Genomic DNA, 12,981 nt, shown 5'->3' on the forward strand with positions numbered 1-12,981 from the left:
GGTTTTCTCCCTTGAGAACTAGATTTCGAGTTCGATCTCGCGGCCGGCTGCCGTCAGAACGCCCCAGACGTGACTGGCGAAGGTGCGCCAGACCTCGATGCGGAACCGCTGCTCGGTTTCCCGCACGAGCACGATCTGCGCCTTGTCGAAGATCGTGCGGCAGCCGGTGTTGACCGGCATTGCCTCGATGTCGAACGGGATCGCCGAGCGCAGCGCCAGCGCGGCATCGGCCCCCTCGATCTCGATGCCGACCTCGCGGTGGCCAATATCGACCAGGCTGTGCGGCACCGTGTCGTAAAGGGCGGCAAAGGCGCGCTCCACGGCCTGCTGTGCGGCGGATGGCGCGATCAGGTACCATTCATCGGGGCCGATGCAGACCGCGATCTTTCCGTCGGCCGCAACGGCATCGCCGATCTTGGCGGGCAGGGCCAGCCCGAAGGCCTCAGAGGCACGGCCAAGCGCTGCCGGATCGATCCTGAAGCTGAACCGCGCACAGTCCGGCGCCGCGCGGATGGTCAGCGGCGCCGGCTTCTGGATGGCGATCTCGCGGCCCGACAATGGATGATATTCGTACATCAGACCGCGCTCCTATGCGCTCAGCCGCTTGTTCTCGGGATCGACGAAGACCATTCCGGTGATGCTGGCCGCATGGGTGCGGTCGGGCATCGGGATGTGTACGGTCCGTCCCTCGAGTGCCCGTCCCCCTTCGATCACCGCGAAGGCGATCGAGCGTCCGAGCGCGGCACTCCAATAGGCGGAGGTGACGTGGCCGACCATCTTCATCGGCAGCGGCTGGTGCGGATCCAGCACGATCTGGGCGCCTTCCTCCAGAACGACCTTCGGGTCCTGGGTCAAGAGGCCGACGAGCTGCTTGCGGTCGGGCTTCAGCATGTCCGGCCGGGCGAGCGAGCGCTTGCCGACGAAGTCCGGCTTCGTCTTGCCGATCGCCCAGCCAAGCCCGGCGTCGTCCGGCGTGAGCGTGCCATCCGTGTCCTGGCCGACGATGATGTAGCCTTTTTCGGCCCTGAGAACGTGCATGGTCTCGGTGCCGTACGGCGTGATGCCGTAGGCCTGCCCCGCCTGATAAAGCCGTTCCCAGATGGCGCGGCCGAAGCGCGCCGGCACGTTGATCTCGTATCCGCGCTCGCCGGTGAAGCTCACGCGGAACAGCCGCATCGGCGTGCCGCAGATGCGGCCTTCCGCCACCGACATATGAGGGAACGCCTCGTCGGAGAGGTCGATGCCTTCGACGAGCGGCTCGATCAGCCGGCGCGCGTTCGGGCCGTTGAGCGCGATGACCGCCCATTGCTCGGTGGTCGACGTCAGCCAGACCTTGAGGTCCGGCCATTCGGTCTGGAGGTAGTCCTCCATCATGGCCAGCACGCGGGCGGCACCGCCCGTGGTCGTCGTCACGTGGAAGCGGTCGCTGGTCAGGCGGCCGATCACGCCGTCGTCGCGGATGAAGCCATCCTCGCCCAGGAGCACGCCATAGCGGCAGCGGCCGGGGGCGAGCTTGGTCCAGGCGTTCGTGTACATCCGGTTCATGAATTCGGCCGCGTCCGGGCCGACGATCTCGATCTTGCCCAAGGTCGAGGCGTCGAAGATGCCGAGCGACTCGCGCACCGCCTTGCATTCCCGCGCCACGGCGGCATGCATGTCCTCGCCCTTGCGCGGGAAGTACCAGGCGCGGCGCCAGAGCGACACCGGCTCGAAGACGGCGCCGTTCTCCTCGGCCCAGCCGTCGATCGGCGTCTTGCGCGTGACCTCGAACAATTCGCCGCGGTTGTAGCCGATGAACGCGCCGAACGTGGTTGGCGTATAGGGCGGGCGGAAGGTGGTCAGGCCAACCGCGGGTACGGGCTTCTTGACCGCATCCGAGGCGATGGCGAGGCCGTTGATGTTGGACGTCTTGCCCTGGTCGGTCGCCATGCCCGTCGTGGTGTAGCGCTTGATGTGCTCGATCGACCTGAAGCCTTCGCGCACCGCCAGGCGAATGTCCTTTGCGGTCACGTCATTCTGGAAATCGACGAAGGCCCTGGCGCTCGACGCGTTCCGGTCGGTCGGCAATTCGCGATTGCTGACGCCGGTGAGCCGCTCCTCACCCTCGACCCTGTAGATCTCGACCCTGGTCTTGGCCGCGCGGTCCACCCTTGTGGCCGAAGCCTTGAAGCCGGCATTGGCCGCCGCTGCCAGCCCCGCCGCGGCACCTTCGCCCAGTGCTGTCGCAAGGCCAAAGGAGCCGTTGCAGGCACCGGCACAGCGGCTTGCCTCCGCGTGCTCGCCCGGCAGGAAGGCCTGAAGCTCCTCGTTCCACTCGAGCTTGCCTTTCGTGTGCGAGAACAGGTGCACGCTCGGGGTCCAGCCGCCGCTCATCAGCAGCGTATCGCAGGCGATCGTTCGGGCCTCGCCGACCGCGCCGGCACGGCTCACCGGATTGACGCGCACGGCGGCGATGCGGAGCCGACCGCTGGTCGCGGTCGCGGTCCAACCGAGCAGGACCTCGATGCCCAGCGTGGCGGCCTGCGATGTCAGGTGGCTCGCAACCGCGGGCCGGATGTCGACGATGGCCGCCACCTTGACGCCGGCCCGGGCCAGATCGAAGGCCGCCAGCCAGGCGCTGTCATGGGAGGTGACGACGACCGGGCGCTCGCCGACCCTGACGCCATAGCGGTTGAGATAGCTGCGCGCGGCACCGGCGAGCATGACGCCCGGACGGTCGTTGCCGTCGAAGACGAGCGGCTTCTCGATGGCACCCTGCGCCAACACGACCTGCCTGGCGCGCACCTTCCACATCCGCTCGCGCGGCGCGCCTTGCGGCGGGTTGGCGAGGTGGTCGGTCAAGCGCTGGCAGAGGCCGACGAAATTCTGGTGGTAATAGCCGATCGCCGTGGTGCGGGGCAGGACCGTGACGTTTTTCAGCGCCGCGAGCTCGGCGGTGACGTTCGCGAGCCAGCCCCATCCGGACAGGTCATCGACCGTGGCGTCCGTCTCGGACAGAAGCGAGCCGCCGAGCTCGGCCTGCTCGTCGACGAGCATGACCTTGGCGCCGCTGCGGCCGCTTTCGAGTGCCGCCGCAAGACCCGCAGGACCTGCGCCGATCACCAGCACATCGCAATGAGCGAAACGGCTGGCATAGCTGTCCGGGTCGGGCTCCGTCGGCGACTTGCCGAGGCCGGCAGCACCTCGGATAAACGGCTCATAGACCTTGTTCCAGAACGACTTCGGCCACATGAAGGTCTTGTAGTAGAAGCCGGCGGCGAACAGCCTGTGGAACGCGTCGTTGACCGCGCCGATGTCGCGCTCCAGCGATGGCCAGTGGTTCTGGCTGCTGGCGCGAAGCCCATCGAACACCTCCAGCACGGTTGCCCGTGTGTTGGGCTCGAACCGGCCCGCTCCGCGATCGGTGCCGACCAGCGCGTTGGGCTCCTCCGAACCGGCCGACAGGATGCCGCGCGGCCGATGGTACTTGAACGAGCGGCCGACGAGATGGACGCCGTTGGCGAGCAGGGCCGAGGCGAGCGTATCGCCCTCGAAACCGTCATAGGCGATGCCGTTGAAGGTGAAGCGGACCTTCTTGCCGTAGTCGATCCGGCCTCGGCCGGGGATGCGATAGCTGGTCATGACCGGGCTTCCTCGAGTTCGGCTTCGCTCGGAAGTTCGCTCGGGCGGGGCAGGCCGGCCTTGTAGGTCGCCAGGAATTTGTCGCTGACGGTGTCGCGCAACGCGTTGAAGAACCGGCCGCAGCCGTGCTGGTGGCGCCAGCGCTCGGCATGGATGCCGCGCGGGTTCGAGCGGGTGTAGAGGAAATCCCGCCACTCATCGTCCGTCAGCTTCGAGGGATCGAGCGGACGGGCGATGTGAGCCTCGCCGGCATAGGTGAATTCGAGTTCCGGGCGCTCGGCCTGGCAATAGGGGCAGCGGATGAGCAGCATGTTTGGGTGCTCTCAGTGGGCGACGGCGGCAGCGGCCGCCTCGTCGATCAGTCGACCGGTGGTGAAGCGCTCGAGCGTGAAGGGCGCGTTGATCGGGTGCGGCTCGTCGCGCGCGATGGTGTGGGCGAACACATGCGCCGAGCCCGGCGTCGCCTTGAAGCCGCCCGTGCCCCAGCCGCAGTTGACATAGAGGCCGGGCACCGGCGTCTTGCCGAGAATGGGCGAGCGGTCGGGCGTCACGTCGACGATGCCGCCCCATTTGCGCAGCATGCGCATGCGGCTGAAGATCGGGAACACTTCGCAGATCGCCGCCACCGTGTGCTCGATCAGCGGCAGGCCCCCGCGCTGGCTGTAAGAGATGTATTGATCAGTGCCGGAGCCGATGACGAGCTCGCCCTTGTCCGACTGCGAGATATACGCGTGCACGGTGTTGGACATGACCACGCACGGGAAAATCGGCTTCACCGGTTCCGACACCAGCGCCTGCAACGGGAAGCTCTCCAGCGGCAACCGCACGCCGGCCGTATCCATCACCACCGATGTGTTGCCGGCGGCCGAGACCGCGACCTTCTTCGCCTTGATGAAGCCCTTGGCGGTCTCGACACCGATGACCCCGCCGGACACGCCGCGGCGGATCGCCGTCACCGGGCAGTTCTGAATGATGTCGACGCCCAGCGCTGCGGCGCCGCGGGCGTAGCCCCAGGCCACGGCATCGTGGCGGGCGACGCCGCCGCGGCGCTGGAGTGCGGCGCCCATGACCGGATAGCGGGCGTTGGCCGCTATGTTGAGCGGCGGGCAGTATTCCTTGGCCTGCTCCGGCGTCAGCCACTCGTTGTCGATGCCATTCAGCCGGTTCGAGTGGATGTGACGCTTGAAGCTCTGCACGTCATGAACATTGTGCGCGAGCATCATCACGCCGCGCTGCGAGAACATGACGTTGTAGTTGAGCTCCTGGGCGAGGCCTTCCCACAGCTTCATCGCATGCTCATAGAGCATGGCGCTTTCGTCATAGAGATAGTTGGAGCGAATGATCGTGGTGTTGCGGCCGGTATTGCCACCGCCCAGCCAGCCCTTGTCGATCACGGCGATGTTGGTGAGGCCGTGCTCCTTGGCGAGGTAATAGGCGGCACCAAGCCCATGGCCGCCCGCACCGACGATGATCGCGTCGTACTCCGCCTTCGGCTCGGCGTCGGGCCATTGCGGCTGCCAGTTCTTGTTGGCAGTGAGCGCGTTGGAAAGCAGCGACAGAAAGGAAAAGCGGGTCATCGTGCCCCCGGAATTTTACTTGGCCGAAGTATTGCGGCACCGCCGGGTGCGGGACAGAATATTTGCGTCAGATGGATGTCACCCATACGACGCGCGGGCGGTCAGCGGCCGCGGCGGCGGGCGGGGGGGCATATCGCGAGCCCCCAAACTGCTCAATGCTTCAGGGACAGCTTCTATGCCTCGGCCAGCGAAGCCGCTGGGTGCGCCTTGCGGAATTCCTGCGGCGTCGCGGCAAAGCGGCGGCGGAACATCCGGCTGAGATGGGACGTGTCACAGAAGCCGCATTCCGCGGCGATGAGTGCCACCGATTTTTCTGAGTGTTCGAGCAGATGAAGGGCGAGCGACAGCCGCATTTCTAGGCACGCCGCTTGTGGCGAACTGCCGAGCGCGTGCCTGAAATGCCGTTCCAGCTGGCGCTTGCCCGTTCCCAAACGCCGCGCGATCTCGGCCACCGAGAGCGGCATGTCGAAGTTCTGCTGCATCAGCAGCAGGGCCTTCTTGACCACCGGATCGTCGGTTCTGAGGGTCAGCGGAATGCCCGGCTGAGGCTTCTCGGCCCTCATCGCCTCGTCGATGATCATGATGTGCAGGCTCTTGCTCGCCTGCGCGCAACCGACATGCTTCTCCACGAGATACGCTGCGAGATGGGCCGAACTTGCCCCACCCGAGCAGGTCAGGCGATCGCGATCCACGATGAAGATCTGGTCGGAAACGGGCTCGAGCCCGTCGAACTGCTCGAGGAAATCCGCATGATGGAACCAGCTGATGCAGCAGCGGTAGCCATCCATCAGGCCGGCCCGGTGCAGGATGAAGGCGCCGGTGCAGACGCCGACCAGCGGCACGCCGGCCTCGGCGGCCCGCCGCAGATATCGGGTGTATTCCGGGCTCAGATTGGGAATTTCGTCGATCAATCCGCCGACGACGACGATGTAGTCGAAATCCCTCGGGTCGCCCAGCCGCTCGTTCGGCTGCACCAGCACGCCGCTACTCGACGGCAGCGCGCTCATCGTGTCGGACAGGATTGCCCAACGGCACAGGATCTGCCGGCTGCGATCGCCCTCATCGGCGGCGAGCCGGAGGACGTCGACGAAATTGGCGAAGGCGCAAAGCGTGAAGCGCCGGGCAAGGATAAATCCCACTGACAGGCGTGGCCTGGCCGCGGATGCCCTCCAGTGCCGGCCGGTCTCAAGGTTCCTAGAGGCGATGCCGCTTTCGCTGGCAACTTCCATACGCTCTCCCATCGCAGCGCATGTCGAATGCAGCGCATGTCGTGCCGATCATCCTACTTTGACGCAAATATTCTGTCCAGCATCGGGCAATGTCGCAATATTCCCATCATATCGCGTGGGAATGAGCCAAGGCTCGACCTTCGTCTTCATGTCCTCGACTGATGCTTTCGAACGGAGCGATGCCACGCGCCCCGGTCGCAAGATGGAACTCCAAATAAAATATAGACAACGTCACCTTTTCCCAGGTTCTTGCGTAATAAGCCGGTAAAAAGGGAACCAAATATGAAGGTCTTGGTGCCCGTAAAGCGGGTGGTTGACTACAACGTGAAGATCCGTGTGAAGGCGGATGGCGCCGGTGTAGAGCTCGCCAACGTGAAGATGTCGATGAACCCGTTCGACGAGATCGCGGTCGAAGAGGCGCTGCGTCTGAAAGAGGCGGGCAAGGCGACGGAAGTGGTCGTGGTCTCGATCGGCCCGGCCCAGGCCGCCGAGACGATCCGCACCAGCCTCGCCATGGGCGCCGATCGCGGCATCCTGGTCAAGGTCGATGGCGTCGTCGAGCCGCTGGCCGTCGCCAAGCTGCTGAAGAAGGTGGCGGAGCAGGAAAACCCTGGCCTTATCATCCTCGGCAAGCAAGCGATCGACGACGACTGCAACCAGACCGGCCAGATGCTGGCCGCCCTGCTCGGCCGGCCCCAGGGGACCTTCGCCTCGAAGCTCGTGGTCGGCGACGGTTCGGTCGACGTGACGCGCGAGGTCGATGGCGGCCTGCAGACGGTCTCGCTCGATCTGCCGGCCATCGTGACCACGGATCTGCGCCTGAACGAGCCGCGCTACGCCTCGCTGCCCAGCATCATGAAGGCGAAGAAGAAGCCGCTCGACGAGACGACGGCCGAGGCGCTCGGCGTCAACGTCAGTCCGCGCCTCAAGGTCCTGAAGACGGCGGAGCCCGTCGGTCGCACCGCCGGCGTCAAGGTCGCGAATACCGCCGAACTCGTTTCCAAACTCAAGGCCGCCGGGGTGATCTGATGACCACGCTGCTGATCGCCGAGCACGACAACAGCTCGCTCAAGGACGCGACGGCGAAGGCACTGACCGCCGCCAAGGAGTTGGGCGCGCCCGTCCATATCCTCGTTGCCTGCGAAGGCGCCAGGGCTGTTGCGGACGCCGCCGGCAAGCTTGCCGGCGTCGAGAAGGTGCTGCTGGCGGACGACCCGGCTTACGGCCACGCGCTGGCCGAGCCGCTCGCGGCGCTGATCGTCAGCCTGGCCGATGGCTACGACGCCATCGTCGCGCCCTCGACCACGGCGGGCAAGAACGTGCTGCCGCGCGTCGCCGCCTTGCTCGACGTGATGCAGGTCTCGGACGTGATCAAGGTCGTCTCGCCCGACACCTTCGAGCGCCCGATCTATGCCGGGAACGCCATCCAGACGGTGCAGAGCACCGAGGCGAAGCGGCTGCTCACCATCCGCACCGCCTCCTTCGCGGCGGCCGGCGAGGGCGGCTCGGCTGCAATCGAGATCGTCTCCGGCGCGGCGAACCCAGGCTCCTCGCGCTTCAAGGGCGAGCAGGTTGCAAAGTCCGATCGCCCGGAGCTGGCCTCGGCGAAGATCGTCGTCTCGGGCGGCCGTGCGCTGGGTTCAGCCGAGAACTTCGCCAAGGTGATAGCACCGGTCGCCGACAAGCTCGGCGCCGCCATGGGAGCGTCGCGGGCGGCGGTCGATGCCGGCTACGCGCCGAACGACTGGCAGGTGGGCCAGACCGGCAAGATCGTGGCGCCCGAACTCTACATCGCCGTCGGCATCTCCGGCGCCATCCAGCATCTGGCCGGCATGAAGGACTCGAAAGTCATCGTCGCCATCAACAAGGACGAGGAGGCGCCGATCTTTCGGATCGCCGACTACGGCCTGGTCGGCGACCTGTTCGAAATCCTGCCGCAGCTGGATCGGGAACTTCAAGCAACGCTGCCAGAAGGCAAGTCATGATGTCCGAGAACTCCTTCCTCCTCAAACTGACCTGCGACGACCAAGCCGGCATCATCGCCGCTGTGACGACGGAGCTGGCGGCCCGGGGCGCCAACATTGTCGAATCCAATCAATTCTGGGATCGGCAGACCAACCGGTTTTTCCTGAGGGTCGCGTTCAGCACGCCGGCAACCGTCGATCGGGCCGCGCTGGAGCTTGCCTTGAAGCCGGCGTCGGAGCGCTTCGGCATGAAGGTCGGTCTCGACGATTTGTCGCGCCGGCCAAAGATCATCATCATGGTCTCCAAGTTCGACCATGCTCTCTTGCATCTGCTCTATCAGATCCAGGTCGGTTGGCTGAACGCGGAAGTCGTCGCCATCGTGTCGAACCACGAAGGTTCGCGGGTCTCGGCCGAGAGCAAGAATATCCCTTATCACTACTGGCCGGTGAACAAGGAAAACAAGGACGAGCAGGAGGAAAGGCTGTTGCATCTCGTGAGGGAGACAGGGGCCGAGCTCGTCATCCTCGCTCGATATATGCAGGTGCTGTCGAACACGCTGTCCAATCGCCTGTTCGGCATGATCATCAACATCCACCATTCGTTCCTGCCGAGCTTCAAGGGCGCCAAGCCCTATCACCAGGCGCATGAGCGCGGCGTCAAGCTGATCGGCGCCACGGCCCACTACGTGACGGCGGATCTCGACGAAGGGCCGATCATCGAGCAGGAGACGGAGCGCGTCAGCCACGGCATGACGTCGGAGGACTTCGTTGCCGCGGGGCGGGATATCGAAGCACGCGTCCTCGCACGGGCGGTCAAGTATCACCTGGAAGGGCGGGTCATGCTGAACCGCCACCGCACCGTCGTCTTCGCGCCATAGCTGCGAGCGGTGGATCAGGCCCTCACGAAGATCCCGGAAGAGAAGCCAATGAGTGCCAAAATCATCGACGGGAAGGCCTATGCCAACGGTCTTGCCAGCAAGATCACGGCAGCGGTTCCCTCGTTCAATACCGCAACTGGCCGTCTGCCCGGGCTCGCCGTCGTCCTGGTCGGCTCTGATCCCGCCAGCGAAATCTATGTGCGCAGCAAAGTGCTGAAGACGCGCGAACTCGGCATGCGCAGCTTCGAGCATATCCTCCCGAGCGACACGAAGCAGGAGGACCTGCTGCGCCTCGTCACGGATTTGAACGCGGATGACGCGGTCGACGGCATTCTCGTCCAGCTTCCGCTGCCGAAGCACCTCGACGAGAATGCGGTCGTTTCAGCGATCGACCCGAGCAAGGACGTCGACGGGTTGCATCCGGAAAACGCCGGGCGGCTCACGGCCGGCCTCTCCGGTCTCATCTCCTGCACGCCCCTCGGCTGCCTCATGCTGCTCCAGGCCCAACTGGGGGACTTGTCGGGCCTCGATGCGATCGTGGTCGGCCGCTCGATCCTCGTCGGCAAGCCCATGGCGGCCTTGCTGCTGCGGGCGAATTGCACGGTCACCATCGCGCACTCCCGAACCCGCAATCTGCCGGACAAGGTCAGGCAGGCCGACATCGTTGTGGCCGCTGTTGGGCAGGCCGAGATGATCAAGGGCGATTGGATCAAGCCCGGCGCAACAGTGATCGATGTCGGAACCACCCGCGTCGAGCGGGGCGGCAAGAAGAAGCTTGTCGGCGATGTCGAGTTCGAGGCTGCGATGCAGACGGCCGCCGCGATCACGCCTGTGCCGGGCGGCGTGGGGCCGATGACCATCATGACCTTGATGCACAACACGGTGGTGGCGGCGCACCGCAGAAGCCGGTTGGCGGTGCCGCAACTATGCTAGCCGCGCCCAGGAGATGGGAGCGCCGCTTCGCTCGTTCGCCCGCATCCGCTTACGGTCCCGCCACCCATACTAAGAGGAGTGTGCCATGACAGGTTTCCCGGAGACCGCGAAGGTCGTCATCGTCGGCTTGGGCGGGATCGTCGGCGCTTCCGTCGCCCATCATCTGATCGAGCGCGGCTGGACCGACATTGTCGGCATCGACAAGTCGGCGATCCCGACCGACATCGGCTCGACGGCGCACGCCTCGGATTTCTGCTACACGACGAGCCACGACTTCCTGTCGTGCTGGACCACGCTCTACTCCATCGAGTTTTACGAGAAGATGGGCCATTACGCGCGTGTCGGCGGCATCGAGGTCGCGCGCGTCGGCGATGATGCGCGCATGGACGAGATCAAGCGCAAGGTCGCGTCCGGCAAGGCTTTCGGCACCAGGGCCCGCCTTATCGAGCCGGCCGAGATCAAGGAAAAATTTCCGCTGATCGAGGAGAGCCTGGTGCAGGGCGGACTCTGGGACCCCGACGCCGGCCTCGTCATCCCTCGCTCGCAGACCGTGACCGGCAAGCTCGTCGACCAGGGCGTTGCCGCCAGCAAGCTCACCGCCTTCGCCAACACCTCGGCCCGCTCGCTCATCATCGAGAAGGGTCGGATCACGGGCGTGGTGACCGACCGCGGCACGGTCAGGGCCGACTACGTGGTCGTCTGCGCCGGCCTCTGGGGCCGGCTGATCGCGGCGATGGCCGGGGAGGACCTGCCGGTCATGCCGGTCGATCATCCGCTGACCTTCTTCGGTCCGTATAACGAGTTCGCCGGCACGGGCAAGGAGATCGGCTGGCCCTTGCTGCGGGATCAGGGCAACTCGGCCTATATGCGCGATACGGGCGATCCCAGAACTGCTGAAGGCGGGCAGATCGAGTGGGGCTATTACGAGGAGAAAAATCCGCGCCTGGTGCACCCGCGCGATCTTCTGGAGAAGGAGGAGGCGCGGCTGTCGCCTTCGCAGCGCGATCTCGACATGGAGCAGATCCTGGCGCCGCTCGAGCGCGCCATGGAGCTGACGCCGATCCTGGGCGAGCTTGGCTACAACGAGGGCCACTCGTTCAACGGCCTGCTGCAGACCACCACGGATGGCGGCCCGTCCATGGGCGAGAGCCAGAAGGTGAGGGGGCTCTGGTACGCCGTCGGCATCTGGGTGAAGGACGGGCCCGGCATGGGCAAGTTGATCGCCGACTGGATGACGGACGGCCGGACGCCGATCGACCACAACCGCATCGACTATGCGCGCTTCAATCCGCACCAGTTGGAAGAGCAGCACATCTTCGAGCGGTGCACCGAAACCGCGATGAAGATCTATAACCCGGCGGTCCACCCGCGCGAGCCGTTCGCCGGCGGGCGCAATGTCCGCCGCTCCCCGTTCTACGAGCGTGAAAAGGCGCTCGGCGGCTATTTCATGGAACTGGGCGGTTGGGAGCGCGCGCATGGCTATGCGGCCAACGAACACCTGCTGGACAAGTATGCCGACCGTGTGCCGGTACGCGAGAACGAGTGGGACGGCCGGCATTTCTGGCGCGTGTCCAACGCCGAGCATCTGGCGCTCAGCGACGATTGCGGCATCATCAACCTCTCGCACTTCGCCATGTACGATGTCGAAGGACCCGATCACGTCGCCTTGATGGAGTGGGTCTGCGCCGCGAAGATCGGTGGCGACGCCAACATCGGCAAGGGCATCTATACGCATTTCCTGGATCAGGAAGGCATGGTGCGCGCCGACCTGACAGTCTTCCGCATGGCGGACCGTTGCCGCATCGTGGACGGTGCCGATGCGGGCCCGCGCGACTTCAACTACCTGAAGCGCACGGCCGAGGACAAAGGCTTCGATGTCACGATCACCGATGTCTCGGAAAGGTTCGTCACCATCGGCTTTTGGGGGCCCAATGCCCGCGTGAACCTGCAGAAGGTGGTCGACGACCCCGACGGACTCCTGTCGGCGAATTTTCCGTTCGCCGCAATCAAGCCGATCCGGATTGCCGGGAAAGATGTGACCGCCTTCCGCATCTCCTATGTGGGCGAGCAGGGCTGGGAGCTCCACATGCGCTACGAGGATGGCCTCGCCGTCTGGGATGCGCTGCGCTCGACCGGTGTGATCGCGGTCGGCGTCGAGACTTACGCGAATACTCGCCGCATGGAAAAAAGCCTTCGCCTGCAAAACGCCGATCTACTGACCGAATACAATCTGCTCGAAGCCGATCTCGCCCGCCCCAAGGTCAAGGACGCCGAGTTTTGCGGCAAGGCCAAGCACCTCGAGTACCGGGCGCGCGAGCATCAGCCTGCCATGCTATGCACGCTGGTAATGATCAACAATGTGGATAAGACGGGGGTGGCGCGGTATCCGGTCGGCACGTTGCCGGTCATCGAGCCGGAAACGGGCGAGACTCTCGTCGACGCGCACGGCCGTCGTTCCTACACGACGTCGATCGCCTTCGGGCCGACGATCGGAAAGAACATCGCGCTCGCGTACCTGCCCTGGTCCCATTGCCAGGCAGGGCGCAAGCTGGTGGTCGAGTACTTCGGGGAGCTCTATCCGGTCGAAGTGGCCTCGGTCGGCTACAAGCCGCTCTATGACCCGGACAACCTGAAGCCGAGAAGCTGAGACTTTCACGCGCCGATCGGGGCCCGCCTTCTCCCTAAGGAGAATGCGGCTCCGTCCGGTGATGGCGAACGGGCAGCGGCCCGGGGCGCCCGGCTGTCCCAAATCGACCGTGATTGTGACGCAAATGTTCTT

10 protein-coding genes are annotated in these 12,981 nt (G+C 65.2%); 5 read left to right on the top strand and 5 right to left on the bottom strand.

Translation table 11 applies throughout. The features are described from left to right. Positions 1-18: 18 nt before the first annotated feature. The 5 genes from IEY58_RS16765 to IEY58_RS16785 all read right to left on the bottom strand — a co-directional run bounded on the left by IEY58_RS16765 (position 19) and on the right by IEY58_RS16785 (position 6,439). Entirely contained in the window at positions 19-576 is a 558-nt protein-coding gene (locus tag IEY58_RS16765) for a sarcosine oxidase subunit gamma (protein ID WP_229743769.1), read from the bottom strand. Positions 577-588: 12 nt separating this feature from the next. Then, positions 589-3,621 (bottom strand): sarcosine oxidase subunit alpha, encoded by a 3,033-nt coding sequence (locus IEY58_RS16770; protein WP_189047801.1) that lies wholly within the window; start codon positions 3,619-3,621, stop codon positions 589-591. Then, positions 3,618-3,932 carry a sarcosine oxidase subunit delta gene (locus IEY58_RS16775; protein WP_189047803.1) on the bottom strand — a complete coding sequence of 105 codons (315 nt, stop codon included), beginning with the start codon at positions 3,930-3,932 and terminating at the stop codon, positions 3,618-3,620. The genes IEY58_RS16770 and IEY58_RS16775 overlap by 4 nt, the downstream gene beginning before the upstream one ends. A gap of 12 nt (positions 3,933-3,944) precedes the next feature. Continuing rightward, positions 3,945-5,198 carry a sarcosine oxidase subunit beta family protein gene (locus IEY58_RS16780; protein WP_189047805.1) on the bottom strand — a complete coding sequence of 418 codons (1,254 nt, stop codon included), beginning with the start codon at positions 5,196-5,198 and terminating at the stop codon, positions 3,945-3,947. 173 nt (positions 5,199-5,371) lie between these two features. Continuing rightward, positions 5,372-6,439: a GlxA family transcriptional regulator gene (locus IEY58_RS16785; protein ID WP_308422433.1), complete on the bottom strand. Its 1,068-nt coding sequence runs from the start codon at positions 6,437-6,439 to the stop codon at positions 5,372-5,374. A gap of 270 nt (positions 6,440-6,709) precedes the next feature. Between IEY58_RS16785 and IEY58_RS16790 the strand changes: the two genes are divergently transcribed. The 5 genes from IEY58_RS16790 (at position 6,710) to IEY58_RS16810 (ending at position 12,849) form a co-directional block, all read left to right on the top strand. Further along, positions 6,710-7,456 (top strand): electron transfer flavoprotein subunit beta/FixA family protein, encoded by a 747-nt coding sequence (locus tag IEY58_RS16790; RefSeq protein WP_189047809.1) that lies wholly within the window; start codon positions 6,710-6,712, stop codon positions 7,454-7,456. Beyond that, the gene (locus tag IEY58_RS16795) at positions 7,456-8,412 is read left to right on the top strand and encodes an electron transfer flavoprotein subunit alpha/FixB family protein (RefSeq protein ID WP_189047810.1); all 957 of its coding nucleotides are present in this window, start codon (positions 7,456-7,458) and stop codon (positions 8,410-8,412) included. The genes IEY58_RS16790 and IEY58_RS16795 overlap by 1 nt, the downstream gene beginning before the upstream one ends. Then, a complete protein-coding gene (purU, locus tag IEY58_RS16800) occupies positions 8,412-9,269 on the top strand; it encodes a formyltetrahydrofolate deformylase (protein ID WP_189047953.1) in 858 nt (285 codons plus the stop codon). Before IEY58_RS16795 ends, purU begins: the two co-directional genes overlap by 1 nt. A gap of 48 nt (positions 9,270-9,317) precedes the next feature. Continuing rightward, the gene (gene folD / locus IEY58_RS16805; protein ID WP_189047954.1) at positions 9,318-10,202 is read left to right on the top strand and encodes a bifunctional methylenetetrahydrofolate dehydrogenase/methenyltetrahydrofolate cyclohydrolase FolD; all 885 of its coding nucleotides are present in this window, start codon (positions 9,318-9,320) and stop codon (positions 10,200-10,202) included. A gap of 85 nt (positions 10,203-10,287) precedes the next feature. Beyond that, positions 10,288-12,849, top strand: a complete 2,562-nt coding sequence (locus tag IEY58_RS16810; RefSeq protein WP_189047812.1) for a GcvT family protein — start codon at positions 10,288-10,290, stop codon at positions 12,847-12,849. Positions 12,850-12,981 lie beyond the last annotated feature (132 nt).

The sequence above is a fragment of the Aliidongia dinghuensis genome, assembly GCF_014643535.1.
Taxonomy (GTDB): Bacteria; Pseudomonadota; Alphaproteobacteria; order ATCC43930; family CGMCC-115725; genus Aliidongia; species Aliidongia dinghuensis.